Annotated in this window: 26 protein-coding genes; 14 read left to right on the top strand and 12 right to left on the bottom strand. The window is 67.5% G+C overall.

Going from position 1 to position 25971, the window contains the following annotated elements; all coding sequences use genetic code 11:
* Positions 1-15 precede the first annotated feature (15 nt).
* The 3 genes from FFS10_RS19680 to FFS10_RS19670 all read left to right on the top strand — a co-directional run bounded on the left by FFS10_RS19680 (position 16) and on the right by FFS10_RS19670 (position 3435).
* Positions 16-528: a superoxide dismutase family protein gene (locus FFS10_RS19680; RefSeq protein WP_137896305.1), complete on the top strand. Its 513-nt coding sequence runs from the start codon at positions 16-18 to the stop codon at positions 526-528.
* A 106-nt stretch (positions 529-634) separates the two neighbouring features.
* On the top strand, positions 635-2146 hold the full coding sequence (scpC, locus tag FFS10_RS19675; RefSeq protein ID WP_137896303.1) for a succinyl-CoA:acetate CoA-transferase ScpC: 1512 nt from the start codon (positions 635-637) through the stop codon (positions 2144-2146).
* A 98-nt stretch (positions 2147-2244) separates the two neighbouring features.
* Positions 2245-3435: a coiled-coil domain-containing protein gene (locus FFS10_RS19670; protein WP_137896302.1), complete on the top strand. Its 1191-nt coding sequence runs from the start codon at positions 2245-2247 to the stop codon at positions 3433-3435.
* A gap of 16 nt (positions 3436-3451) precedes the next feature.
* Here the strand turns inward: FFS10_RS19670 and FFS10_RS19665 are convergent, their stop codons facing one another.
* Entirely contained in the window at positions 3452-4030 is a 579-nt protein-coding gene (locus FFS10_RS19665) for a cob(I)yrinic acid a,c-diamide adenosyltransferase (RefSeq protein ID WP_137896301.1), read from the bottom strand.
* A 201-nt stretch (positions 4031-4231) separates the two neighbouring features.
* On the opposite strand from FFS10_RS19665, the gene FFS10_RS19660 reads away from it, so the two are divergent.
* Complete coding sequence (locus tag FFS10_RS19660; protein ID WP_137896300.1) at positions 4232-4570, top strand: EF-hand domain-containing protein; 339 nt, start codon at positions 4232-4234, stop codon at positions 4568-4570.
* A 68-nt stretch (positions 4571-4638) separates the two neighbouring features.
* On the top strand, positions 4639-6063 hold the full coding sequence (locus tag FFS10_RS19655; RefSeq protein ID WP_137896299.1) for an FAD-binding oxidoreductase: 1425 nt from the start codon (positions 4639-4641) through the stop codon (positions 6061-6063).
* Positions 6064-6100: 37 nt separating this feature from the next.
* Here FFS10_RS19655 and FFS10_RS19650 read toward each other — a convergent pair whose 3' ends face one another.
* Positions 6101-6784 carry a GntR family transcriptional regulator gene (locus FFS10_RS19650; protein WP_137896298.1) on the bottom strand — a complete coding sequence of 228 codons (684 nt, stop codon included), beginning with the start codon at positions 6782-6784 and terminating at the stop codon, positions 6101-6103.
* Between the two features lie 122 nt (positions 6785-6906).
* On the opposite strand from FFS10_RS19650, the gene FFS10_RS19645 reads away from it, so the two are divergent.
* From FFS10_RS19645 to FFS10_RS19635, 3 genes are read left to right on the top strand one after another with little or no spacing between them, the layout of a single operon-like run.
* Positions 6907-7584, top strand: a complete 678-nt coding sequence (locus tag FFS10_RS19645; protein ID WP_137896297.1) for a DUF2848 domain-containing protein — start codon at positions 6907-6909, stop codon at positions 7582-7584.
* Positions 7585-7594: 10 nt separating this feature from the next.
* On the top strand, positions 7595-8959 hold the full coding sequence (locus FFS10_RS19640; RefSeq protein ID WP_137896296.1) for an amidase: 1365 nt from the start codon (positions 7595-7597) through the stop codon (positions 8957-8959).
* 29 nt (positions 8960-8988) lie between these two features.
* Positions 8989-9966 (top strand): Bug family tripartite tricarboxylate transporter substrate binding protein, encoded by a 978-nt coding sequence (locus tag FFS10_RS19635; protein ID WP_171016018.1) that lies wholly within the window; start codon positions 8989-8991, stop codon positions 9964-9966.
* A 422-nt stretch (positions 9967-10388) separates the two neighbouring features.
* Here the strand turns inward: FFS10_RS19635 and FFS10_RS19630 are convergent, their stop codons facing one another.
* The gene (locus tag FFS10_RS19630) at positions 10389-11405 is read right to left on the bottom strand and encodes an IS110 family RNA-guided transposase (protein ID WP_137896295.1); all 1017 of its coding nucleotides are present in this window, start codon (positions 11403-11405) and stop codon (positions 10389-10391) included.
* 183 nt (positions 11406-11588) lie between these two features.
* Between FFS10_RS19630 and FFS10_RS19625 the strand changes: the two genes are divergently transcribed.
* From FFS10_RS19625 to FFS10_RS19610, 4 genes are all read left to right on the top strand, one after another.
* The gene (locus FFS10_RS19625) at positions 11589-12362 is read left to right on the top strand and encodes a P-loop ATPase, Sll1717 family (protein ID WP_137896294.1); all 774 of its coding nucleotides are present in this window, start codon (positions 11589-11591) and stop codon (positions 12360-12362) included.
* Positions 12363-12378: 16 nt separating this feature from the next.
* A complete protein-coding gene (locus FFS10_RS19620; RefSeq protein WP_502702896.1) occupies positions 12379-13227 on the top strand; it encodes a P-loop ATPase, Sll1717 family in 849 nt (282 codons plus the stop codon).
* 169 nt (positions 13228-13396) lie between these two features.
* On the top strand, positions 13397-13531 hold the full coding sequence (locus tag FFS10_RS19615) for an integrase core domain-containing protein (RefSeq protein WP_137896292.1): 135 nt from the start codon (positions 13397-13399) through the stop codon (positions 13529-13531).
* Positions 13532-13575: 44 nt separating this feature from the next.
* Positions 13576-14175 (top strand): restriction endonuclease, encoded by a 600-nt coding sequence (locus tag FFS10_RS19610; RefSeq protein WP_137896291.1) that lies wholly within the window; start codon positions 13576-13578, stop codon positions 14173-14175.
* 295 nt (positions 14176-14470) lie between these two features.
* On the opposite strand, the gene mdeB is transcribed toward FFS10_RS19610, so the two are convergent.
* A complete protein-coding gene (mdeB, locus tag FFS10_RS19605) occupies positions 14471-17101 on the bottom strand; it encodes an alpha-ketoglutarate dehydrogenase (RefSeq protein ID WP_137896290.1) in 2631 nt (876 codons plus the stop codon).
* A 101-nt stretch (positions 17102-17202) separates the two neighbouring features.
* On the opposite strand from mdeB, the gene FFS10_RS19600 reads away from it, so the two are divergent.
* Positions 17203-17694 (top strand): Lrp/AsnC family transcriptional regulator, encoded by a 492-nt coding sequence (locus FFS10_RS19600; protein ID WP_137896289.1) that lies wholly within the window; start codon positions 17203-17205, stop codon positions 17692-17694.
* 3 nt (positions 17695-17697) lie between these two features.
* Here FFS10_RS19600 and FFS10_RS19595 read toward each other — a convergent pair whose 3' ends face one another.
* The gene (locus FFS10_RS19595) at positions 17698-18153 is read right to left on the bottom strand and encodes an Lrp/AsnC family transcriptional regulator (RefSeq protein WP_137896288.1); all 456 of its coding nucleotides are present in this window, start codon (positions 18151-18153) and stop codon (positions 17698-17700) included.
* Between the two features lie 287 nt (positions 18154-18440).
* Positions 18441-19874: an aldehyde dehydrogenase family protein gene (locus tag FFS10_RS19590; protein WP_137896287.1), complete on the bottom strand. Its 1434-nt coding sequence runs from the start codon at positions 19872-19874 to the stop codon at positions 18441-18443.
* 208 nt (positions 19875-20082) lie between these two features.
* On the opposite strand from FFS10_RS19590, the gene FFS10_RS19585 reads away from it, so the two are divergent.
* On the top strand, positions 20083-20868 hold the full coding sequence (locus FFS10_RS19585; protein WP_137896286.1) for a FadR/GntR family transcriptional regulator: 786 nt from the start codon (positions 20083-20085) through the stop codon (positions 20866-20868).
* Here the strand turns inward: FFS10_RS19585 and FFS10_RS19580 are convergent.
* From FFS10_RS19580 to FFS10_RS19555, 6 genes are all read right to left on the bottom strand, one after another.
* Positions 20865-22010, bottom strand: coding sequence for a cystathionine gamma-synthase (locus tag FFS10_RS19580; protein ID WP_137896285.1), 1146 nt, complete (start codon positions 22008-22010; stop codon positions 20865-20867). The two genes, FFS10_RS19585 and FFS10_RS19580, sit on opposite strands and share 4 nt — an antisense overlap.
* 16 nt (positions 22011-22026) lie before the next feature.
* Positions 22027-23019, bottom strand: a complete 993-nt coding sequence (locus FFS10_RS19575) for a PLP-dependent cysteine synthase family protein (RefSeq protein ID WP_137896284.1) — start codon at positions 23017-23019, stop codon at positions 22027-22029.
* Positions 23020-23175: 156 nt separating this feature from the next.
* A complete protein-coding gene (locus FFS10_RS19570; RefSeq protein WP_137896283.1) occupies positions 23176-24117 on the bottom strand; it encodes a ParB/RepB/Spo0J family partition protein in 942 nt (313 codons plus the stop codon).
* A 12-nt stretch (positions 24118-24129) separates the two neighbouring features.
* Entirely contained in the window at positions 24130-24669 is a 540-nt protein-coding gene (locus FFS10_RS19565) for an RBBP9/YdeN family alpha/beta hydrolase (RefSeq protein ID WP_137896282.1), read from the bottom strand.
* A gap of 2 nt (positions 24670-24671) precedes the next feature.
* Positions 24672-25442 (bottom strand): ParA family protein, encoded by a 771-nt coding sequence (locus FFS10_RS19560; RefSeq protein ID WP_137896281.1) that lies wholly within the window; start codon positions 25440-25442, stop codon positions 24672-24674.
* A gap of 15 nt (positions 25443-25457) precedes the next feature.
* On the bottom strand, positions 25458-25971 hold a 514-nt coding region (locus FFS10_RS19555; protein WP_137896280.1), incomplete at its 5' end, for a LysE family transporter.

The raw sequence follows: 25971 nt of genomic DNA, 5'->3' as shown, positions 1-25971 counted from the left end.
TCCCTCCCCTCCGCGCTGCGGGCCCTGCCCGCCGCCTGGCTGCTGGCCACCCTGGCGGCCTGCGCCACCGGCCCCAAGCCGGACGCCAGCGCCGTCGCCGAACTGCAGGCCTCGCGCGGCAGCACCGTGACCGGCCGCCTGAGCTTTGCGCAGTTCGGCAGCAAGGTGCGCGTGAGCGGCCAGGTCAGCGGGCTCAAGCCCGGCGCCGAGCACGGCTTCCACGTGCACGAGAAGGGCGACTGCTCCAGCGGCGACGGCATGAGCACGGGCGGCCATTTCAACCCCGCGGGCGCGCCGCACGGCCGCCATGGCCACGGCAGCCACCATGTGGGCGACCTGCCGCCCCTGGGCGCGGACAGCTACGGCGTGGCGCGCGTGAACTTCGAGACCGACCGCATCAGCCTTGCCGGCGCCAACAGCGTGGTCGGCAAGGGCCTGATCGTGCACCGCGACCCGGACGACTACACCACCCAGCCCACGGGCAACGCCGGGCCGCGCCTGGCCTGCGCCGTGATCAGCGCGCGCTGAAGATGCGCCCGGGGACGCCCCGCGTGCTCCTTCGGGCTGCTAGGATGAAGCCTCTTTGGGGCGCGGCGTCGTCGCGCCCCACCCCCGATTGCCGGAGAAGTTTCCGATGTCGCCGATCAGCCGCATCCACCACCCCGCCCTGCGCCAGAAAATCATGTCGGCCGAGGCCGCCGCGGCCCTGATCCCGGCCGGCGCCCATGTGGGCATGAGCGGCTTCACGGGCGCGGGCTACCCGAAGGCCGTGCCGGCCGCGCTGGCCAGGCGCATCGAGCGCCTGAACGCGGCAGGGGAGAACTTCCGCATCGGCCTGTGGACCGGCGCCTCCACCGCCCCCGAGCTCGACGGCGCGCTGGCCAAGGTGCACGGCATAGACATGCGCCTGCCCTACCAGTCCGACCCGACCTGCCGCGCGCAGATCAACAGCGGGCAGATGCAGTACATCGACATCCACCTCTCGCATGTGGCGCAGTTCGTCTGGTTCGGCTTCCTGGGCCACCTGGACGTGGCCGTGGTCGAGGTGGCGGGCATCCTGCCCGACGGCCGGCTCATACCCTCGTCCTCGGTGGGCAACAACAAGACCTGGCTGGAGCAGGCCGACCAGGTGATCCTCGAGGTCAACCGCTGGCAGAACCCGGGGCTGGAGGGCATGCACGACATCTACTACGGCACCGAGCGGCCGCCGCACCGCCAGCCCATCCCGCTGGTGCGCCCGAACGACCGCATCGGCGAGCCCTACCTGCACTGCGACCCGGCCAAGGTGATCGCCGTGGTCGAGACCCAGCTGCCCGACCGCAACTCATCCTTTGCGGCGCCCGACGCCTTGTCTCGGCGCATCGCCGGCCACATCATCGAGTTCCTGCAGCAGGAGGTGAGCCGCGACCGCCTGCCCAAGGAACTGCTGCCGCTGCAGTCGGGCGTGGGCAACATGGCCAACGCGGTGCTGGCCGGGCTCAACGAAGGCCCGTTCGACGGCATGACGGCCTACACCGAGGTATTGCAGGACGGCATGCTCGAGCTGCTGAGCAGCGGCAAGCTGCTCAGCGCCTCGGCCACCGCGATCTCGCTGAGCCCCGCGGCCATGGACGACTTCAACGCCCGCATCGATTTCTACCGCGAGCGCATCGTGCTGCGCCCGCAGGAGATCAGCAACCACCCCGAGCTGATCCGCCGCCTCGGCCTGATCGCGATGAACGCCATGATCGAGGCCGACATCTACGGCAACGTCAACTCCACCCATGTGATGGGCTCCAGCATCATGAACGGCATCGGCGGCTCGGGCGACTTCGCGCGCAACGCCTACCTCTCGATCTTCATGACGCCTTCCACCGCCAAGGACGGCGCCATCTCCTGCATCGTGCCCATGGCCTCGCACGTGGACCACACCGAACACGACGTGCAGGTGATCGTCACCGAGCAGGGCCTGGCCGACCTGCGCGGCCTCTCGCCGACCCAGCGCGCGCGCGTGGTGATCGAGAAATGCGCCCACCCCGACTACCGGCCCGCGCTGCTGGACTACTTCGAGCGCGCGCTGCGCGAGGCGCCGGGCAAGCACACGCCGCACCTGCTGGGCGAGGCGCTGTCCTGGCACACACGCTACCTGCAGACCGGGCACATGTGACGGGCTCCCTCTCCCCGCTGGGGAGAGGGCCGGGGTGAGGGGCTGCGCGCCCAGCGGTTCAGGGAAAATGTGCGATCCGCGCTCCCTGCACGACCACCATGAATGTCCAAGCCCACCTGTTCTCCGACGACCTGCCTGCGCCCGACAGCCCGCCTGCCACGACGATTTCCCTGCGCACGCTCAAGATCGATGCGGACCGCCTTTCGCCCGCGCAGCAGCGCTTCAACCGCCTGCTGGCGCGCGTGCAGAAGCTGACCGGCCAGATCGAGACCGTGCGCCAAGCGGTCGATGCGCACCGGCCGCGGCAGGTCCGGGAGTTGGCCGAGCTGGAGCAGCAGCACAGCGCGCTCATGCAGCGCATGGCGCTGTGGCTGGACGAGCGGCTGCGCACCAAAGGCCTGACCGCTGCGCAAAAGCGCATGGCGACCGAGATTCTGATTTCATTGAGCGAGGCCCTGGCGATGCAGGGCGACGCGCAAATGCAGGCGCTGCACGACCGCCACAGCCCCGATGACCTGGACGCCAAGCAGGGCGCCAGCGTGCAGGGCATGAAGGACATGCTGGAAGAGGTGCTGGGCAAGCCGCTCGGAGCAGCAGGCGATGGCGACGATCTGGACGCCCTGCTGCACGCCGCGATGAAGGAGATGGACGAGCAGGCCCAGGCGGCGCACGAGCAGCGCGAGGCGCAGCAGGCGGCGCGCCGTTCCAGGAAGGCCAAGACAGCCCGCCAGCAACAGGCCGAACAACAGCAAACCGACGCCCAGAGCGCGCTGCGCACCCTGTTTCGGCAACTGGCCAGCGCGCTGCACCCCGACCGCGAAACCGACCCGCAGGAACACAAGCGCAAGTCCGCCCTGATGGCCGAGGCCAACGCGGCCTACCGGCGCCGCGACCTGACGGCCCTGCTGACACTGCAGCTGCGCGTCGAACAGGCCGAGCCCGGCTCGCTCGCGCGCATGGCCGAGGACAAGGTCGCCGCCCTCAACCTGCTGCTGAAGGACCAGGTCGCGGCGCTGGAGCAAGACCTGTCCGCGGTGGAGATACGGGCGCGCAGCGAGTTCGGCCTGGCCCCGTATGCCGCCGTCAACGCCGCCAGCCTGGCTCGCACGCTGGCCCAGCAGCGCCAGCAGCTGGAGCAGGACATCGCCCACATGAACCAAGATCTGCGCCGGGTGCAGGACGACGCCGAATTCAAGCGCTGGCTCAAGGAGCAGGACCGCCTGGCGCGGCAGGTCGACCCGTTCGAGGATCTGGACCTGGTGTTCGGCCCCGGCGGTTTTCGACCTTGAGGCGCGACCAGCCCGATCACTCGGTCGACGCGCGCGCCAGCCGCTCGCTCTTCCAGTACACGTCGTCGCCCGGCTGGCCGTCTGCGCGGTGGCGGTTGAGCACGCGCGCCAGCACGAACATCAGGTCCGAGAGGCGGTTCAGGTACCGGCGCGGCGCTTCCTTGAGCGCCTCCTCGCTGCCCAGGGCCACCACCGCGCGCTCGGCGCGGCGCGCCACGGTGCGGCAGACATGGGCCTGGGCTGCGGCGCGCGTGCCGGCCGGCAGGATGAACTCCGCCAGGCGCGGCAGCTGGGCGTTGTAGGTGGCCAGCGCCTGGTCGAGCTGCAGCAGGGCCTCGGGCTTGAGCAGCTCGTAGCCCGGGATGGAAAGCTCGCCGCCCAGGTTGAACAGCTGGTGCTGGATGTCGACCAGCAGCTCGCGCAGATCGGCCGGCATGTCCTCGCACAGCAGCAGGCCGATGTGCGAGTTGAGCTCGTCCACGTCGCCCATGGCGTGCACGCGCAGGCTGTTCTTGGACACGCGCGTGTTGTCGCCCAGGCCGGTGGTGCCGTTGTCTCCGGTGCGGGTGGCGATCTGGGTGAGTCGGTTGCCCATGTCTGACCTCGTTGGTTCCGTATGCGCCTGATTGTGCGCGAACTGTGCGCGAAGCCGCTTGCGGCCGCCGTTACCCCGGGCGAGCAAATGTTTCTGCGCCATGCCGGATGTACATGAGGCAACAGCAGGCAAAAGTGCTGGCCCAGCCCCCCCCTGCTGCGGTGCAATGCAGGCCTGTTCAACTTCAAGGGAGCCTGATCCATGAAAGCCAAACGCCTATGCCTGGCCAACTTCGAGGCGCGCAGCGTCATGCTGTTCGCCGCCTGGACCCTGGGTTGCGCCGCCGCGGTGCAGGCGCAAAGCCCCGCCCCGCCGCCCGGGCGCCCGGCCGCCCAGATGGGCGCGCCCACGGCGCAGGCCTCGGCCGTCAGCCAGGAGGCCACCGCCGCCTTCGGGCGCGCCGACGCCAACCAGGACGGCCGGCTCAGCGCCAAGGAGGCCGAGCTGCTGCCGGCCGTGGCCCAGCGCTTCGAAATGCTGGATGGCAACCGCGACGGCTTTCTGTCGCGCGAGGAGTTCGAAAAGGGCTTGAAGCCCTGACCCTTGGCGGGGCTCGGGGGCGGGCCCCGCGACGTAAACTGTGGGGATTGCCCGCCGGAGACAAGCCCATGAACGCCCCCACGTCCACCCCCCACCTGATGCCCGAGATCCAGCCGCGCGAGGTGCCCGCGGCCCTGCTCGAGGCGCTCAAGGCCCGCTTCGGCGCCAACTGCTCGACGGCCCTGGCGGTGCGCGAGCAGCATGGGCGCGACGAGTCCTCGTTCCAGGCGCCGCCGCCGGCCGCCGTGGTGTTCGCCGAGAGCACGCAGGACGTGGCCGACGCGGTGAAGCTGGCCGCGCAATGGGAGGTGCCGGTGATTCCGTTCGGCGTCGGCTCCTCGCTCGAGGGCCATCTGCTGGCCGTGCAGGGCGGCATCAGCATCGACCTCATGCGCATGAACAAGGTGCTGTCCATCAACGCCGACGACCTCACCGTCACCGTGCAGCCCGGCGTGACGCGCAAGCAGCTCAACGAAGAGATCAAGTCCACCGGCCTGTTCTTCCCCATCGACCCCGGCGCCGACGCGACCCTAGGCGGCATGAGCGCCACGCGCGCCAGCGGCACGAACGCCGTGCGCTACGGCACCATGCGCGAGAACGTGCTCGCGCTCGAGGTGGTGACGGCCAGCGGCGAGCTGATACGCACCGGCACGCGCGCCAAGAAGTCGAGCGCGGGCTACGACCTCACGCGCCTGTTCGTCGGCAGCGAGGGCACGCTGGGCGTGATCACCGAGATCACGCTGCGCATCTACCCGCTGCCCGAGGCGATCTCGGCCGCGATCTGCTCCTTCCCCAGCATAGCGGCCGCGGTGCACACCGTGATCCAGACCATACAACTGGGCGTGCCGATCGCGCGCGTGGAGCTGATCGACCAGAACACCGTGCGCATGGTCAACGCCTACGCCAAGCTGGGCCTGCGCGAAGAGCCCATGCTGCTGATGGAGTTCCACGGCTCGCCCTCGGGCGTCAAGGAGCAGGCCGAGACCGTGCAGGAGATCGCCAGCGAGCATGGCGGCAAGGCCTTCGAATGGGCCACCACGCCCGAGGAGCGCACGCGCCTGTGGACCGCGCGCCACAACGCCTATTTCGCGGCCATACAGTCGCGCCCCGGCTGCCGCGCCATCTCCACCGACACCTGCGTGCCGATCTCGCGCCTGGCCGACTGCCTGCTAGCCTCGGTGGCCGAGGCCGACGCCTCGGGCATCCCCTACTTCCTGGTCGGTCATGTGGGCGACGGCAACTTCCACTTCGGCTACCTGCTCAACCCCGACGACCCCAAGGAGCGCGAGGTCGCCGAGGCGCTGAATCACAAGCTGGTGGCGCGCGCCCTGAGCCTGGAGGGCACCTGCACCGGCGAGCACGGCGTGGGCCTGCACAAGATGGATTTCCTGGTCAGCGAGACCGGCGCCGGCGCGGTGGACATGATGCGCACCATCAAGCGCGCGCTGGACCCGAAGAACATCATGAACCCGGGGAAGATTTTCGAACTCTGAAGCCCGCCTCAGCCGGGGCGGGCGCAGCGCTAGCCAGCTAGCGAGACCGCACCAGCAGCGAGGCCCGGAAGGACAGCACATGCTGGCGGATGGCGGCCGCCGCCCTGGCCCCGTCGTGCGCGCCCAGCGCGGCCACGATGGCGCGGTGCTCGGCCATCACCTCGGCGATATGGCCTTCGGTCAGGAAGGACAGGGCCCAGAAACGCTGGGAACGGGCATGCAGCACGCTCAGGATGTCGCGCAGCATGCTGTTGCGCGCGATCTCGGCGATCTTCTCGTGGAACTTGCGGTCGGTGGTCATCAGGGCCACCAGATCGCGCCGCTTCGCGTCCTGCTCGAACTGGTCGGCGATCGCCGCCAGCTCGGCCGCCTCGGCGTCGGTGATGCGCTCCGCGGCCAGGCGCACGCACAGCTCCTCGTTGGCCAGCCGGACGTCGATGAGCTCGAGCGCGTCGTCGATCGACAGGGGCGCCGCCATGGCCCCCTTGCGCGGCAGGATCTGGATCAGTCCTTCGGCTGAGAGCCGGTGCAGCGCCTGAAGAATCGGTGTGCGACCCAGGCCGAAGCGGTCCACCAGCTGCGCCGTGTTGAGGTATTCCCCGGGCTTGTACGCCAGGGTCACCAGCGCCTCCTTCAGCGTCACATAGGCCGCCTCGTTGCGTGACAGGTCCTCGGTCGGGTCTTGGCGCTTGCGGCGGGGCTTGGCTACGGCTTCGGTCATGGGCTCTGAAATATCACAGTCGTCTCAGCAATGCTATAGCAATTTCACGCATCGCCCTTATCGCTGAAGTTGCTGTAAAATTTCACAGACATTTCTCAACCGCATCAAGACCACCCTGCCCTATGCTTCTGACCTTTGAACTCGACTCGGGCGCGTCCCTGCAGCTCAACGTCGAACACCTCGTGATCGCCGGCTGGACCGGCCGGGACACCGCAGCCATCGAGCACCACATCGAGGAGCTGGCGGTGCTCGGCGTGCCCCCCCCGAGCAGCGTGCCGCTGTACTACCGCGTCGCGAACCACCAGCTGAGCCAGTCGCCCCTGATCGAAGTGGTGGGCGAGCAGAGCTCGGGCGAGGTCGAGCCCCTGGTGTTCCGCCACGACGGGCAGTTCTATCTGTCCATCGCCTCCGACCACACGGACCGCGAGCTCGAGTCCCACAGCGTCGCCCTGTCCAAGCAGATCTGCAGCAAGCCCGCCGCACGCCAGGCTTGGCGCCTGGACGAGGTCGCCGAGCGCTGGGACAGCCTGGAGATGGCGTCCTGGATCGTCGAGGACGGCCGGGAGGTGCTCTACCAGCAAGGAACCCTCGCCGCCCTGCGCTCCGCCAAGGACTTGCTGGCGCTGTACGAGAGCCGCGCCCAGATCCCGCAGACGGGCTTTGCCATGACCTGCGGCACCCTGCCCGCCATCGGCGGCATCCGGCCGGCCGCCGAATTCCGCATGGCACTGCGCGACCCCGCGACCGGGCGCACGATCAACCATGCCTACCGCTGCCGGGCCCTGCCCGTGGTGGCCTGAGGAGACGCGCATGACAGCGACGCTGCGCGAGCTTCAAGCCCGGCTGGACCAGCGCTCGGCGACCGCGGCCTCCCTGGCCGCGGAGGCCCTGGCGCGCATCGAGGATCCGCGGGGCGAGGGCGCCCGCACCATGACCGAGGTCTTCGCCGACAGCGCGCAGCGTCAGGCACGCGCGTCCGACGCCCTGCGCGAGGCCGGCCTGGCGCGTTCCGCGCTGGAAGGCATACCCGTGTCCGTCAAGGACCTGTTCGACGTGGCGGGCCTCCCGACCGCCGCGGGCTCGGTCGTGCTCAAGTCGGCGCCCCCCGCCAAGGCCCATGCGCCAGCGGTCCAGCGGCTGCTGGACGCGGGCGCCGTCCTGGTAGCGCGCACCAACATGACCGAGTTCGCCTACTCGGGCCTGGGCATCAACCCGCACCATGGCACGCCCCGCAATCCCTGGCGCCGCGAGGAGGCGCGCATCCCGGGCGGCTCGTCCAGCGGCGCCGCGGTGGCGATCAGCGACGGGATGTGCGTGGCCAGCGTGGGCAGCGACACCGGCGGCTCTTGCCGCATCCCGGCCGCGCTGTGCGGCATCACGGGATTCAAGCCCAGCGCGAGCCGTATTCCTCAAGAAGGCATGCTGCCCCTGTCGCCCACGCTGGACGCGGTGGGCGTGATGGCGGCGGACGTGTACGGCTGCGCCGCGATGGACGCGGTGCTCTCCGGCGATGCCGCGTGGCCAGTCCGGCCGGCCGACCTGCACGATCTGCACAACCTGCGGCGGGCCCGGTTCGCCGTGCCCCAGACCCTGGTGCTCGACGGCCTGTCGCCGGAAGTGGCGGCCGCCTTCCAGGCCGCGCTGCGCCGGATCTCGGCCGCCGGCGCCGAGCTGGAGGAGATCGCTGCGCCCGAGTTCCTCGAGCTGGCCCAGATGAACGCGGCCGGCGGCTTCACCGCGGCCGAGTCCTTCGCCTGGCATGCGGAGCTGATCGCCCAGCAGTCCGAGCGCTACGACCCGCGGGTGCTGTCACGCATCCTGCGCGGCCGGGGCTTCCCGGCCAAGGACTACCTGGACCTGCACCGCCAGCGCGGCGACTGGCGGCAGCGGCTCGACGCGCGCCTGGCGGGCTTCGACGGCTGGCTGATGCCCACCGTGCCCCAGACCGCGCCGCGCATCGTCGAGCTCGAGGCCAACGAGGCCCTGTACTTCAAGACCAATGCCGAGATGCTGCGCAACCCCTCGCTGGTGAACTTCCTCGACGGCTGCGCCCTGTCCCTGCCCTGCCATGCGCCCGATGCGGCCCCGGTCGGCATCAGCCTGGTGGGCGCCACCGGCACCGACCGCAGCACCCTGCACTGGGGCATGGCCATCGAATCCGTCCTGCGTTCCTAGACCCCGCGTTCACACCAAGAGAGCAACCCATGAAAAAACTTCCCAAGCTTCTCGCTTCCCTGCTGATGGCCGGCATGGCCTGCCTGGGCGCGGCCGCCCAGGCGCAGGACAGCTATCCCTCCAAGCCGATCAAGCTGGTCGTCGCCTTTCCGCCGGGCGGCAGCATCGACATGGTGGCGCGTCTGGTCGCGCCCAAGCTGTCGGCCAGCCTGGGGCAGTCCATCGTCGTCGACAACCGCCCGGGCGCCAGCGGCAACATCGGCATGGACTATGTCGCCAAGTCGCCCAAGGACGGCTACACGCTGCTGATGGCCCATGCTGGCCTGGCGTCCAACGGCTCCATCTTCGCCAAGCTGAACTACGACCCGATCAAGGACCTGGCGCCCATCATCCGCGTCGCCGACCAGCCCAGCGTGCTCGTCGTCAACCCCAGGCAGCCGTTCAAGACCGTGGGCGAGCTGGTGGCCCATGCCAAAGCCAACCCCGGCAAGCTGAGCTTCGGCACCTCGGGCCTGGGCGGGCCGCAGGACGTGGCGGCGCGCATGTTCATGCAGCTGACCGGCACCGACATGCTCAACGTGGCCTACAAGGGCGGCGCGCCGGCGCTGACCGACCTGCTGGGCGGCCAGATCGACCTGATGTTCGAGACCTCCCCGACCGCCGTGCCCTACGCCAAGAGCGGCAAGCTGCGCGCCCTGGCCGTGACCAACGACAAGCGGCTGTCCACCATGCCGGACCTGCCCTCGGTGGCCGAGGCCGGCGTGCCCCGCTACAAGTACCTGGCCTGGGTCGGCCTGCTGGCACCGGCGGGCACGCCGCCGGCGATCGTGCAAAAGCTCAACGAGCACATGCAGAAGCTGCTGGCCTCGCCCGAAGTGAAGGCCCAGCTGGCCGAGAACAGCCTGGAAGTGGCGGGCGGCTCGGTGTCCGACTTCGCGAAGTTCGTGCAGAAGGAATCGGACTACTACGCCAGGTTCGTGAAGGACTTCAACATCACGCCGCAGTAAGACGGCACAACAGGCGATAGGGCGGGCCCGCCGGCGGCCCGCCCTAGGTGACGGTCTACATTACTACAAGGGCTTCCCCACTTGTCAAACAAAGTTGCCCCATGACCCGCGGTGCGGATTTCTCTTGTTGGGTCTGCGTGCCATTTCGGCGCGTGGTGAGCGAGCAAAGCTGAGAACAACAGATGCGGACTGGCCAAACTACAAACGGTCATTCGTGTGGCGTTTCATGCGCCATGGACCCTGATGAAGGACGCACGCGGGAGACCCATTCGTTAGCCGGCAAGCAGTTCGCCGCCCTTGAGTTGATCGGTCACTGCCCGCGCAGGTCCAAACCTGTTGTCATCAACGCCTGCCGTCACGCGGCGGTCGAACTCAATCCTCCTGGCTTGATCAACAATGAGAGCTGCAACGCCGATCGGCTTTCAGGCCGGCAGCACGAAGTCTTCGCCCTTGCGCAGCACCGCCCAAGCCATGCGTGCGTTCTTCGCCGCGATGGCCACCACGGCCTTCCAGTAGCCCCGTCGCTCGGCCAGCGCCACCGCCCAGCGACTGACCGCGTCCGTCTTGTTCTTGGCCGCCACCAGCAGCGCCCTGGCACCCAGGATCAGCAGTGTCCGCAGGTAGGCATCACCGGCCTTGGTGATGCGTCCCAGCCGCGTCTTGCCGCCCGAGCTGTACTGTCCCGGCGCCAGGCCCAGCCAGGCCGCGAACTGGCGACCACAGTCGAAGTCGTGTCCGCTACCGATCATCGCCAACAGACAGGTGGCGGTGGTCTCGCCCACGCCGCTGAGCTGCATCAGGCGCTTGGCCCGCGCGTCCTCTTTGGCCATGGCCTTGATGTGTTGGTCGTATTGCGCGATGCGCTCGTCCAGCCGGCTGACTTCGCTGAGCAGGTCACCGATGACGGTGTTGGCGTAGCCGGGCAGGTCTTCCAGGCACTCGCAGGCCCGCCGGCGCACCGTGGCGGCCTTGAGCGGCAGCACGATGCCGAACTCGCTGAGCAGACCACGGATGCGGTTGAGCGTGGCGGTACGTTGCTCGACAAAGCCTTGGCGGGCGCGGTGCACCATCAGGTGCGATTGCTGTTGCAGGCTCTTGGCCGGAACGAAGCGCATGTGAGGGCGCTGCACGGCCTCGCAGATGGCGGCGGCATCGGCCGCATCGTTCTTGCCGCGCCGCCCGCTCATGCGGTACGGGGTGACGAACTTCGGTGCAACCAGGCGTACGGTGTGGCCCGAAGCTTGGAACAGACGCGCCCAGTGGTGTGCGCCGGAGCAAGCTTCCATGCCGATGATGCACGGTGGCAAGGACGACATCAGTTCATGCAGCTTGTCGCGGGCAACAGTTGGCCGGACCAACTCGGCCTTGCCGGCCTCGTTCACCCCGTGCACCGCAAAAACATTCTTGGCGAGATCAATACCTACCGTCAGAATAGCCATGGACTTCCCCTTCCGAATAAGTTGATGAGAAACCGCACTTCCCATCGTGGCACTCAATTGCCATCTGCCGCAATGCGGCTACCTCGGGACGGGGAAGTCCCTTTCATTCGTTAGACGCCGCACTGTGCAAAGAACGGCGGTGAGCGCCTTCCGTTCTGACAGAATGGCGGCAGGAGAGGCCACATGAACATCTTGGACTGGATCGACTTCGGGAAAGTGTCCGCGGAACGGGACGACCTTCTTTCAAGTTATTTTTTCGACAACGGCGTCCTCAAGTCCGTTACGAATAGTCCCACGTCATTCTTGGTTCTTGGTCGGAAAGGCGCCGGCAAAACGGCCGTCTTCCGTTACCTTACAGAAAACCACAACGAGTTTCTCGACCCCGATGATCTGCTTATCGCGTTGTCTTTCGAGGACTACAACTGGAACATACACGCGCTGCTGACGAACGAGAACAAGGCGGAGTCCATGCTCTACAAGCAGTCATGGCGCTTTATTGTTCTCGTTGAGTGTCTCAAGGCCGTATCTGCATGGTATGCGAAGAAGGGAAAGGCCGCGCCCAAGAAAATCGCCGCTGCCACAAAGCTCTTGGAGAAGCTGTTTGATAGCCCGGTGCCTTCAATCTATCAAATCGTCGGTCGCAAGCTACTGAATCTTTCCGGACTGAGGCTGCCGAAGGCGGGCCTGGATCTTGAGGAGGGCGGCCTTGACGCGGTTAGCCTCGAGGGAGGAGAGGTCACCTTCGAAGAAGTTAAGAAGGATCATTCCCTTCGACAACATATTTCCGAGAACATTGAGAATCTGATTGAGTACCTTGACCGAGCGCTTTCCGAAACTTCTGGTCAATGGCCCACTACATTCATCTGCTTTGACAAAGTCGACGAGGCTTGGGAGGCGCTGATTAATTCGGCTCGACATCCTTTGGCCTCAATGAAATCAATGAGTTATGAAGGATAAGGTGCTTAAAAAGTGAATTAATCAGCGCTTCCCTTGGGATGAAGTATCGTACGAAGCCTCCCGGAAAGTCATAGCTGGGCTCGTCGCGGCGTGCGATGCGATCAACGCGCAGTACAAGGGCCGCCTCAGGCCGATTGTCTTCCTCCGCGAAGACATCTTCGACACGCTCAGCCTCAACGACGCAAACAAGCTCAGAGCGGATTGCGGTGCGCTGCTGCACTGGAACAAGGACACCATCGCTAGCTTGATTCTTCGACGGGTGAACTACTACGCGAAGGAAAAAAATCAGCCCATCGTCACCTCGCTTGACTCGCTATTCGACAAGACAGAAATGCGACAAGGTGCGCGGCCATCGCGGTACTTGCTGCGACGGACGATGATGCGTCCCCGCGATTTGATTTCACTACTAAACCTTACGGTAGCGACGATGCGGGATAAGGTCGAAGACCCGTTCGTCGACGAACCTCCTTCCTTCGAGAAGCTGGAGTGTGAATCCATATATAACGCGGAGCCCAGTTACTCGGAATGGCTCAAGCAAGAAGTTCTTGAGGAATGGAAAGTTCAACGTCCGTCCATCGTGAGCTTGTTGAATGCGTTGCAGAATCATGGATCGACGAACTTCACCGCTGCGATTCTGGCCAAAGAACTTGAGAAGCTAGGCGTGAAGACGACGTCGGCCGACACACTTGAGCACTTGCGTTTTCTTTTTGAGAACTCAGTGGTTGGCTTCCGGTTGGGCTCCTCAAATGAGTGGCGGTTTAAATGCTTTTATCCCTCTCAAGGGTTCGTAGAGTCCGACGAATATCGGGTCCACGATGGCCTTGTGCGTGCACTGAATCTGACTGAGGCTCGCAAACTGAGTTGAACAGCCGTGCTCGCCCATCTCGTCAAGCAGATCAAGCCGCTGAGCAGCCGCATCGAACACGCAGTGCAGTCCTGCGAGGATGGCCGCATCCACATGAGCTTCCCGCGCGCCGGACGCATCTGCGCCGCCCAGATCTTCAGCGAGATCGGCAGTGTGCGCGAGCGGTTCGATGATCTTGAGCGGTTCGAGGCCGAAGCAGGCGTCACGCCTGATCGGGGACTGGGTCCACTTCTACAACCACCGGCACCCGCATCAGGCGCTAAACATGAGAGCACCCGCTGAGGCATTTGCATTAGCGGCCTGACCTGCGCAGGTTCTGCTGGGTCAATACAGACGTTGGGACGCGCGATGAGCTCTGTTGCTCGCGGAAATGCTTTTGAGAACCGTGTATTTGCGGCCCTGCAAGACGAGGTCGACGCTGAGCGGCTTGGGCTTCTTCCCAAGCAGTGCTCCCTCTTTCAGAAGAAGGGCTACTTCTCTCGAGATCGTCAATCCGATGTGATCGTCGATATTTCGATTGAAGTAACTCTTCCTGGTGCGACGGAGTGGTCCATGCTTTGGGTGTGCGAGTGCAAAGACTACTCGGGTGCACTACCCGTCAACGATGTTGAAGAGTTCAAGGCGAAGTTGGATCAGATCGCCGGAAAAAACGTGAAGGGCCTACTCGCAGTGACAGGAGCATTGCAGTCTGGCGCAGAAAAGTACGCTCGCTCCCAAGGCATAGGCGTCGTACGGATCATGCCGCCCAGCCAAGTGGAATGGCTTATGTATTTCGAGACGGTGGTGTCTTCCGGCCGAGAAAGCCTCGATCCTGCCCAGTTCCAGCGCGCTCTTACCATTCCGGGATTCACGAGCCGGAATCGAGAGTTCTTCGGCAGAGCCGATGGCTACATTTTCGGAGGTTGGCGTGCTCTGCTTCGAACGTCGCTCGGTGGAGACGCGTCCTAACAACTCGGTCGAGACCGGCACCCAGCGGCAAGGCGCCGCGAGGCGTACGATTTCCCAACACGCCTGGCGGCGCCTTGCCGCTGGGTGCGGCTCACCTTTACGTTGAAGGACCGATTTCCTTGCCGCGATGCGGTGGCTGTGGGGCGGTCGCGACTTTGAAGGTCCGGTTATCGGACGGATGGCCGAACGTCTCTTGGTGGCCGTCCCCGCGCATAGACGAACAGCCGGTCTTCTTGACCGCAAACGGCAGCGCCGGACACAGAACGGAAACGGCATCGACCACCGGCGCCCCCGCTCAAAGACCGCGCAGCGCCGCCCGCACGATATGGGCCGCATCCACGCCGAAGAAGTCGCGCAGTGCCGCCCGCGTGTCGCTGCGGCCGAAGCCGTCGGTGCCCAGGGTGAGGTAGGTCCGGCCCTCGGGCAGGAAGGCGCGGATGCTCTCGGGCACGGCGACCACGTAGTCGGTGGCGGCGACGATGGGGCCGCTGGTCTCGGCCAGCAGCTGCGCCACGTAGGGGCGTTCGCCGCCTTCCTCGCCGGCCAGCCGGCTGGCCTGCCAGGCCTGGCCATCGCGCGCCAGCTCGCTCCAGCTCGTGATGCTGTAGACATCTGCGCCCACGCCCTGCTCGGCCAGCTGCTCGGCAGCCTGGATCACCTCGGTGAGGATCGCGCCCGAGCCCAGCAGGGTGACGCGCCTGCCCTGCTCCGGCCCGTAGCTGGCGAACTTGTAGCCACCGCGGATCACGCCGGCCGCCGCGCCCGCCGGCAGGTCGGGCTGGGCGTAGTTCTCGTTCATCAGGGTGAGGTAGTAGAAGCAGTCCTGCTGCTCGACCAGCATCTCGCGCATGCCCTGGTCGACGATCACCGCCATCTCGCCCGCGAAGGCCGGGTCGTAGGCCTTGCAGTTGGGGATGGTCGCGGCCACCAGGTGGCTGCTGCCGTCCTGGTGCTGCAGGCCCTCGCCGCCCAGCGTGGTGCGGCCCGAGGTGGCGCCGAGCAGGAAGCCGCGCGGGCGCTGGTCGGCCGCGGCCCAGATCTGGTCACCGATGCGCTGGAAGCCGAACATCGAGTAGTAGATGTAGAACGGCAGCATGGCCAGGCCGTGCACGCTGTAGCTGGTGGCGGCAGCGGTCCAGCTGGCGATGGCGCCGGCCTCGCTGATGCCCTCCTCCAGAATCTGACCGTCCAGCGCCTCGCGGTAGCTCAGCACCGAGCCTATGTCCTCGGGCGCGTAGCGCTGGCCCACGCTGGAGTAGATGCCGACCTGCTTGAACAGGTTGGCCATGCCGAAGGTGCGCGCCTCGTCGGCCACGATGGGCACGATGCGCGGGCCCAGCTGCGCGTCCTTGAGCAGGTTGGCTAGCAGGCGCACGAAGGCCATGGTGGTGCTCATCTCCTTGCCGCCGGCCGCGAGCGCGAAGGCCGCGTAGGCGTCCAGCGCGGGCACGGGCACGGTCTCGCAGGCGGTCTCGCGGCGCGGCAGCGGGCCGCCCAGGGCCTCGCGCCGGGCCTTGAGGTAGCGCATCTCGGGGCTGTCCTCGGCCGGCTTGTAGAAGGCCAGGCCCTTGGCCTGCTCGTCCGAGAGCGGCAGGTCGAAGCGGTTGCGGTAGGCGATCAGGTCGGTTTCGTCGAGCTTCTTCTGGCTGTGCGTGGTCATCTTGCCCTGGCCCGCGCTGCCCATGCCGTAGCCCTTCTTGGTATGGGCCAGGATCACCGTGGGCTGGCCGCGGTGCGCGGCTGCGGCCGCATAGGCGGCGTGGATCTTGACCAGGTCATGGCCGCCGCGCTTCAGGCGGTCGATCTGCTCGTCGCTCAGGCCCTCGACCAGGCGCGCCAGCTCGGGGCTCTGGCCGAAGAAGTTGTCGCGGTTGAAGCGCCCGTCCTTGGCGGCGAAGGTCTGCATCTGGCCGTCCACCGTGCCGGCGAAGGCGCGCGCGAGCGCGCCCGTGCTGTCGCGCGCGAACAGGCCGTCCCAGTCGCTGCCCCAGAGCAGCTTGACCACGTTCCAGCCGGCGCCGGCGAAGAGCTTTTCCAGCTCGTCGACGATGCGGCCGTTGCCGCGCACCGGGCCGTCCAGGCGCTGCAGGTTGCAGTTGACCACCCAGACCAGGTTGTCCAGGCCTTCGCGCGCGGCCAGGGTCAGTGCGCTCATGGATTCGGGCTCGTCCATCTCGCCGTCGCCGAACACGCCCCAGACCTTGCGGCCTTCGCTGTCCAGCAGGCCGCGGTGCGTGAGGTAGCGCATGAAGCGCGCGTGGTAGATGGCGCTGATCGGGCCTATGCCCATGGAGCCGGTCGGGAACTGCCAGAAGTCCGGCATCAGCCAGGGGTGGGGGTAGCTCGAGAGGCCGCGCACGCCGGCCTTGGGCGCTGCAATCTCCTGGCGGTAATGCATGAGGTCGGCCTCGCTCAGCCGGCCCTCGAGGAAGGCCCGCGCATAGACGCCGGGCGCGCTGTGCGGCTGGAAGAAAACGAGGTCGCCGCGGTGCTGGCCCGGGCGCAGGCCTTCGCGCGCATGGAAGAAATGGTTGAAGCCGGTCTCGAACAGGTCGGCCGCGCTGGCGTAGCTCGCGATATGGCCGCCAAGCTCGCCGTAGGCCTGGTTGGCGCGCACCACCATGGCCAGGGCATTCCAGCGCATCAGCGAGGCCAGGCGCTCCTCGACCGCGAGGTCGCCGGGAAAAGGCGGCTGGCGGTCGGCCGTGATGGTGTTGACATAGGGCGTGGCCAGCTCGGGCTGCCAGCCCACCTGCTGGCTGCGCGCCATGCGCGCCAGGTCGTCGAGGATGAAGCGGGCGCGCTCGGGGCCCTGGGTGGCGACCAGGGCCAGAAAGGCCTCGCGCCATTCGGCGGTTTCCTGGGGATCGACGTCTTGGTTCATGGCGGCGGGCTGCAGCGCGGACAGGGGCAGAGGGGCGTTCATGCCTTCAGTCTAGGCAATGCGGGGCGAAATGGGTTGCCGCATCGGCCTCGAATTGGGCGCCAAGCAGCATTTCATGCCATCAGAACCATAGAATCAAGCAGATGAAGCTGGATTCTGTCGATTTGCGCATACTGACCGAGCTGCAGCAGGACGGCTCGCTGTCCAACGTGGAACTGGCGCGGCGCGTGCACCTGAGCCCCTCACCCTGCCTGGCCCGCGTCAAGGCGCTGGAGGCGGCCGGCGTGATCGACCGCTACGTGGCGCTCACCAGCGCGACGGCCCTGGGTCTGGGACTCAACGTGTTCATCAACATCAGCCTCAAGACCCAGAGCAAGCAGGCCCTGGCCGACTTCGAGCAGCGCATCGCCGAGCACGACGAGGTGATGGAGTGCTACCTGATGACCGGCGACAGCGACTACCTGATCCGCGTGGCCGTGGCCAACATCGCGGCACTGGAGAAGTTCATCCTGGAGCAGCTCACGCCGATCCCGGGCGTGGAGAAGATACGCTCTAGCTTCGCGCTCAAGCAGGTGCGCTACAAGACCGCCCTGCCCTTGCCGGGCCGCGGGCACGAAGTCATGAGTGAGCGCTAACGCTCAACGAAACAGAGGCAGATCGGCCTTCTTGAGGGTGCGCAGCACGAAGCTGGACTTGCTGTGGCGTATGCCGCGGATCTTGTAGAGCCGCTCGCGCAGCAGGCGCTCGTAGTCCTTGGTGTCCTTCACGGCCACGCGCAGCAGGTAGTCGTACTCGCCCGAGACCAGGTAGGCCTCGACCACCTCGGGGATGTTGGCCAGGGTCTCGCCGAACTTCTCGAGGGTGTTGTCCGAGTGGCTGTCGAGCGTGACCTGGATCAGCACGGTCTCGCCCAGGTCCAGGGCTTGGGCATTGAGGCGCACGGTGTAGCCCTCGATGACGCCGGCCTCCTCCATCTTCTTGATGCGGGCCCAGCAGGGCGTGCCGCTCAGGCCCACGGCCTGGCCGATTTCCTGTAGGCTGGCGCGCGCGTTGGCCTGCAGGACCTGGAGGATTTTTCTGTCTATCTTGTCCATGCAGTAGAACCTTCTGTGTTTTTGGTATCAACAGCGAATCTATCTGATTCAAAGGAAAAATCCAAAAAGAACAGACAGTTTTTCCGGGGCTTTGGGCCCACACTCTCTCTCATGCATCAGGCATTTACCGATGTGCGGTGCAGGACAAGACCCAGCGGGCTACCCGCCCGCTGGGGCGCTTGTTGCCCCGGGGCCCAGGTGCTGGGACAAGTCTTCCGGCGGCAGAAATGAAAAAGGCCGCGCGCTCTCGCGCGGCGGCCCGGGTTCGGCAACGGCCGTTTCTGGGTTCAGTCGTGCTTGATCGAAATGGTCTTGAGCACGGTGAAGCCGTAGAGGGCCTCGAAGCCCTTCTCGCGGCCCCAGCCGCTGGCCTTGATGCCGCCGAACGGCAGCTCGATGCCGCCGCCCGCGCCGTAGTTGTTGACGAACACCTGGCCGGATCTCACCTGGCGCGCGATGCGCAGCTGGCGGCCGCCGTCGCGCGTCCAGACGCTGGCCGCGAGGCCGTATTCGGTGGCATTGGCCAGGCGCACGGCATCCTGCTCGTCGTCGAAGGGCATGGCGGCGAGCACCGGGCCGAACACCTCCTGCTGCGCGAGGCGGTGGTCCACCGGCACGTCGCGCACCAGGGTCGGCGCCTGGTAGTAGCCGGTCTTGGGCGCCTCGGCCACGACCTGGCCCTGGGCCGCGATCGCCAGGCCGTCGCCGCGCACCTCGTCGAGGAAGGCCGCCACGCGCTGCAGCTGGGTCTGGCGGATCAGCGGGCCGCAGTCCAGGTCCAGCGCGGCCGGGCCCACGCGCAGCTTTGCGAAGGCCTGGGACAGGCGCTCCACGACCTGCTCGTAGGCGCTGCGCTGCACCAGCAGGCGGCTGCCGGCCGAGCAGGTCTGGCCGGCGTTCTGCACGATGGCGTTGACCACCACGGGCAGCATGGCGTCGAAGTCGGCGTCGGCGAACACGATCTGCGGCGACTTGCCGCCCAGCTCCAGCGTGACCGGCGTGTAGTTCTCGGTGGCGGCGCGCACCACCACCTGGCCTATGGTCGGCGAGCCGGTGAACGAGACATGGTCCAGCCCCTTGTGCCGCACCAGGGCGTCGCCGACCTCGTGGCCGTAGCCGGTCACGATGTTGATCGCGCCCTCGGGGAAGCCGACCTCGGCCGCGAGCTCGGCCACGCGCAGCAGCGAGAGGCAGGCGTCCTCGGCCGGCTTGACCACGCAGGCATTGCCGGCCGCGAGCGCGCCGCCCACGCTGCGGCCGAAGATCTGCAGCGGGTAGTTCCAGGGAATGATGTGGCCGGTCACGCCGTGCGGCTCGCGTATGGTGAGCACGGTGTAGCCGTTCTGGTAGGGGATGGTCTCGCCGTGCAGCTTGTCGGCCGCGCCGCCGTAGAACTCGAAGTAGCGCGCCACGGCGGCGGCGTCGGCACGCGCCTGCTTGAGCGGCTTGCCGCAGTCGCGCGCCTCGAGCTGGGCCAGCTCCTCGGCATGCTCGATCATCTTCAGCGACAGCTTGTTCATCAGGCGGCCGCGCTCGGCCGCGGTGAAGCGGCCCCAGGCGCCCTCGTAGGCGCTGCGGGCGGCGCGCACGGCCAGGTCGATGTCGGCCGCATTGCCGCGTGCCAGAGCGTCGAACACCTGGCCGTCGGACGGGTCGACGACGGGGATGGATTCGCCGGAACTCGGTGCCACCCAGCGGTTGGCGATGAAATGCTGCTGCATGCGCTGCCTCCAGAAAAAAGGGCCGGACCTGCTGCCCGGCCATGGCGGCGATCATAGGCGGCGCCGCGCAAAGTTGTCAATTTAATTTTCTTCTTTGCGAGCAATCTGCAGGGATTTTCGCAAATTCAGCCCAGTTGTTGTAAATTAATATGACCTGTTTCGGGTCTGGCGCCGTGCCAGAATCCGAGCATCCACGACCCTCGCGACCATGCACCCTGCCCTCAACGCCTCTTCGCTGCCGTCTGCCCTCGAGGCCGAGCTCGGGCCCGCGGCCTTGGTGGCCGACCTGGGCCTGGCGCCGGTGCGCCACGAGCGCTTCGCCGAGCGCGTCTACGACGGCCTGTTCCACGCCATCATGACCGGCAGGCTCGCACCCGGCGCGCGCCTGCCGGCCGAGCACGAGCTCGCGGGTCAGTTCCAGGTCTCGCGCCCCGTGGTGCGCCAGGCGCTGGACCGGCTGCGCAAGGACGGCCTGGTCAGCTCGGTGCGCGGCTCGGGCAGCTATGTGCGCGCGGCGCCCGCGCCCCAGCCCGAGGCGCCGCCGGCCGCGGCCGACATGGCCCATATCCTGCACGGCCTGGAGCTGCGCGGCATTGTCGAGCCCGAATGCGCCTACCTCGCGGCGCTGCGGCGCGGGCCGCAGGACCTCGCGCGCATGCAGGAGATGCTCGAGGGCTTCGAGCAGGCCGCCGCCAACGGCGACGTGGCCCACCATTTCGACTACGGCTTCCACGAAGCCATCGCCCAGGCCACGGCCAACCCGCGCATGGCCCAGGTGCTGGCCACGCTGAAGTTCGACGTCAGCCACGCGATCAACCTCTGGCGCCACATGGCCCAGATGCGGCCCTGGCAGCGCACCCAGGATGTGCAGGCCGAGCACCGCGCGATCTTCGAGCTGATCCGTGCGCAGGACGCCGAGGGCGCGCGGCGCGCCATGCGCAGCCATGTCGAGAAGGCGCGCATCCGCATGCTGGAGGCGACGCCGGGGATTTAGCGCGAAGCCGCTATCGCCTGGTCGACATCCTCGATCAGGTCCTCGATGTCCTCGATTCCGACCGACAGGCGCACCAGCGCGTCGGGCAGGCCGGCCTGCTGGCGCTGCGCGGCGGGAATCGAGGCATGGGTCATCACCGTAGGCAGGCCGATCAGCGACTCGACGCCGCCCAGGCTCTCGGCCAGGGAGAACAGCCGGGTCTGGGTCGTGAAGCGCCGGTTGCGCTCGACCCCGCCCTGCAGCTCGAGCGAGATCATGCCGCCAAAGGCGCGCATCTGCCGGCTGGCGAGCGCATGGTAGGGGCTGGAGGCCAGGCCCGGATAGGCGAGCTGCCGGACCTCGGGATGGGCCGCCAGGTGCTGGGCCAGCTGCAGCGCGTTCTCGCAATGCTGGCGCATGCGCAGGGCCAGGGTCTTGATGCCGCGCAGCACCAGGAAGCAGTCCAGCGGCCCCGGCACCGCGCCGACCGCGTTCTGCAGGAACTTGAGCTCCTGGTACAGCGCTTCGTCCCGGCCCACCAGGGCGCCGCCGATCACGTCCGAATGGCCGCCCAGGTACTTGGTCGTGCTGTGGACCACGATGTCCGCGCCCAGCGCCAGGGGCTGCTGCAGGTAGGGCGAGGCGAAGGTGTTGTCCACGACCAGCCTGGCCCCCTGCGCGTGCGCGAGCTCGGCGATGGCGGCGATGTCGCAGACGGTGAGCAGCGGGTTGCTCGGCGTCTCCAGCCAGACGATTTTCGTGTTCGGACGCAGCGCGGCGCGCACCGCGTCCAGCGAGGTCGCGTCGACGAAGCTGGTGGCCAGCCCCCAGCGCGCGAAGACCTGGGTCATCAGGCGGTAGCTGCCGCCATACAGGTCCTGGCCGCACACCAGATGGTCGCCGCTGCTCAGCGACTGCAGCAGCGCGGACTCGGCCGCCAGGCCGCTCGCGAAGGCCAGGCCCCAGGCGCCCTGCTCCAGCGCCGCCAGGTTCGCTTCGAGCGCGCTGCGCGTGGGGTTGGCGGTGCGCGCGTAGTCATAGCCCTTGTGGCGGCCGGGCGCCTCCTGAACGAAGGTCGAGCTCAGGTAGACCGGCGTCATGATGGCGCCGGTGCTCGGGTCCGGCGGCTGGCCGGCGTGTATGGCCTGGGTGGAAAAGCGCATGGCTGCCTCTCTCGATTCAGGATGGATCCGGCGGCGCAGCGTCCAGGTAGCCCTGGGCCCGCATCCAGTCGTCGCTGTAGAGCTTGCCCAGGTACTGGCGGCCGCCGTCGGGCAGCAGCACCACGACCAGATCCTGAGGGCCCAGCCGGGGCGCGAGCTGCAGCGCGGCCAGCAGCGCGGCGCCCGAGGAGCCGCCGGCGAACAGGCCCTCGCTGCGGGCCAGCTGCCGCGCCATCAGGAAGCTGTCCTTGTCGCCGACCTGGATCACGTCGTCGATGACGGCCCAGTCCAGCGCCTTGGGGATGAAGTCCTCGCCTATGCCCTCGAGCTTGTAGACATGGGGCGGGACCTCGACGCCGCGGTGGAACAGGTCGTAGAAGATCGAGCCCTCGGGGTCGACGCCGACCACCCGCACCGCGGGGTTCTTTTCCTTGAGGTAGCGGCCGACGCCGGTGATGCTGCCGCAGGTGCCCATGCAACAGACGAAATGCGTCACCCTGCCCTCGGTGTCGGCCCAGATCTCGGGGCCGGTGCTCGCGTAATGCGCCAGGGTGTTGTCCGGGTTGTCGTACTGGTTGCACAGGAAGGCGCCGGGGATCTCGCGCGCCAGCCGCTGCGCCACCTGGATGTAGCCGCGCGGGTCGTCGGGCGGCACGTCGGTGGGGCAGACCACGACCTCGGCGCCCATGGCGCGCAGCATGTCGATCTTCTCCTTCGACTGCTTGTCGGCGATGGTGAACAGGGTCTTGTAGCCGCGCCCGGCGGCGAACAGCGCCAGGCCCATGCCGGTGTTGCCCGAAGTGCATTCCACGATGGTGGCGCCGGGCCCGATCTGGCCGCGCCGCTCGGCCTGCTGGATCATGAACATGCCGATGCGGTCCTTCACCGAACCGCCCGGGTTCAGGAATTCCAGCTTGGCGTAGACGGCGCAGGACAGCTGCCGGGTGAGCTGGTTCAGGCGCACCAGCGGCGTGTGGCCGATCGCATCCAGGACGCTCTCGTATCTCATGGCAGCCCCCTCTGTCGTGTGGCGGCAGGCTCTGAACCCACCGCCGGCGCAGGCGCAACCGGCGGTGGTCGGCTCACTTTAGCCGTTTCACGCCGGCTCGGGAAGCGGCCCTGCCGGGCAATGCGCGGGCCTGCCCCAGAACGGGGCCCGGGGGACTCAGCCGCCGTGGCCCTGGTGGCCGCGCAGCCGGTCGATCAGGCCGTTGAGCTCGTCTAGCGAGCCGAACTGTATTGCCAGCTCGCCCATCTCCTCGGCGCGGCCGTGGCGCTTGACGCGCTTTTTCACGCGCACCTCGACCTCGGCCGTCAGCAGGTCGGACAGCTCCTCCTCGACGCGCTTGAGGTCGCGCGACTTCTCGGGCTTGGGTTTCTGCGGCACCAGGTTGAACTCGGCGCCGAGCTTCTTGACCAGGCGCTCGGCCTCGCGCACCGACATCTGCTTGGCGCCGATCTGGTTGGCCGCCGTGATCTGATTGGCCCTGTCCAGCGCCAGCAGGGCCCGCGCGTGGCCCATGTCCAGGTCGCCGGCCATCAGCATGGTCTGCACCGGCTCGGCCAGGTTCAAGAGGCGCAGCAGGTTGCTGGCCGCGCTGCGCGAGCGCCCCACGGCCTGGGCCGCCTGTTCGTGAGTGAGCCCAAACTCCTTCACCAGGCGTTGCAGGCCATGGGCCTCCTCCAGAGGGTTGAGGTCCTCGCGCTGGATGTTCTCGATCAGCGCCATGGCCGCGGCGGACTCGTTGGGCACGTCGCGCACCAGCACCGGCACGCTATCCAGGCCGGCCAGCCGGGCCGCGCGGAAGCGCCGCTCGCCGGCGATGATCTCGTGCTTGCCTGCATGCGGCCCGTCGTTGAGCTTGCGCACGAGTATCGGCTGCATGATGCCCTGGGCCTTGATCGACTCGGCCAGCTCGTAGAGCGCGCCCTCGTCCATGCGCGTGCGCGGCTGGTAGACGCCGGGCACCATCTCGGCCAGCGCCAGCGTCGACGGCGGGATGCCGCCGGCGCCTGCGCCCTCCAGTTCGGTAGAACGTTCCGCCGCCTTGGGGCCCAGCAGGGCTTCGAGTCCGCGGCCCAGGCCCTTGGGTTTCTTGGTCACCATTTGTTTGTCTTCTCAGTCTTTCAACAAGGCCTGCAGCAGCGCATGGCCTTCGGGCCAGTCGCCCAGCTTGGATTCGGCATTGATGTGGCCGCAAGGGCCCAGCTCGTGCAGCCGGCTGCCCCACTGGCGTGCGAGTTCGCGCGCATGGTCCAGGCTGCCGTAGGCGTCGTCGCTGCTGGCCACCAGCAGGCTCTTGAACGGCAGCGGCTGGTGCGCGATCGGCAGCCAGCCCGGCAGCTGGGCAGCCAGGTCAGGGCGCGCCAGCTCGGGAGGCGCGACCAGCAGCGCGGCGGTCACACGCCCGGTGTTGCGCGAATGCGCGGCCCACCAGGCCAGCTGAATGCAGCCCAGGCTGTGCGCCACCAGCACGGCGGGCTCGTCGCAGGCCAGCAGCTGGTCCTCGAGCCGGGCGATCCAGTCGCCGCGCAGCGGGCGCTGCCAGTCGTGCTGCTCGACGCGGCGGTAGCCGTATTTCCGCTCCCAGCGGCTTTGCCAGTGCTCGGGCCCGCTGCCCTGCCAGCCGGGCAGGACCAGGACGTTCTCGGGCTTCATGCTCACATGGCCTTGATGCGTTCGACCATCTCGTGGGCGAACTCCACGAAGGCCTGGCTGCCCTTGGCCGCGGGATCGAACACCACGCCGGGCAGGCCGTAGCTCGGCGCCTCGGCCAGGCGCACGTTGCGCGGGATCACGGTGTTGAACACCTTGTCGCCGAAATGGCCCTTGAGCTGGTCGCTGACCTGCTGCTGCAGCGTGATGCGCGGGTCGAACATCACGCGCAGCAGGCCGATGATCTGCAGGTCCTTGTTGAGGTTGGCGTGCACCTGCTTGATGGTGTTGACCAGGTCGGTCAGGCCCTCGAGCGCGAAGTACTCGCACTGCATGGGCACGATCACGCCATGGGCCGAGCACAGGCCGTTGAGCGTCAGCATGGACAGGCTGGGCGGGCAGTCGATCAGCACGAAGTCGTAGTCGGCCTCGACCTCGGCCAGCGCGGTCTTGAGGCGCTTCTCGCGCTGCTCGAGTTCGACCAGCTCGACCTCGGCTCCGGCCAGCTCGCGGTTGGCGCCCAGCACCTGGTAGCCGCAGGACTCGGAGCGCACCGCGGCCTCGCGCACCGAGGCAGAACCGAGCAGCACGTCGTAGACGCTGAGCGCGAGCTGGCGCTTGTCCACGCCCGAGCCCATGGTGGCATTGCCCTGGGGGTCGAGGTCGACCATCAGCACGCGCTGGCCGACCTTGGCCAGGCCGGCGCAGAGGTTGACGGTGGTGGTGGTCTTGCCGACCCCACCCTTCTGGTTCGCAACGCAAAAAATTCTGGCCATCTGGATCGACCCGCCTTATTTGGAGATGGCCAGCTTGACGCCGAAGCCGATCAGGAACACGCCCGCCAGCTTTTCCAGCGTGCGGGAGATCATGGGGTTGGCGCGCAGGCGCTCGGCCAGGAAATGGGTCAGCAGCACCACGCTGAGGCAGTAGGCGAAGGTCAGGACCGCGATGGTCGCCGCCATCACGCCGAAGGTGAGCAGACCCTGGTGGGCCGCCGGATCGACGAACAGCGGGAAGAAGGCCATGTAGAACACGATGGCCTTGGGGTTGAGCAGCGTGATGGTGAAGGCCTGGCGGAAGTAGTGGCGCGGGCGTATGTTCAGCACCGGCTTCGCTCCGGGCTTGGCGCTCAGCATGCGCAGGCCCAGCCAGGCCAAGTAGGCAGCGCCCAGCCATTGCACGGCGGCGAAGGCCGCCGGGTAGGCCGCCAGCAGGGCCGCCACGCCGGCCACGGCCATCCACAGCAGCACCTGGTCGCCCGCGATCAGGCCGAACACGGCCCCCAGCCCTCCCCTCACCCCACCC

This window comes from Ramlibacter sp. 2FC (assembly GCF_005503345.1).
Lineage (GTDB): Bacteria > Pseudomonadota > Gammaproteobacteria > Burkholderiales > Burkholderiaceae_C > SCMQ01.
This window is presented reverse-complemented; position numbering and strand designations above follow the sequence as displayed.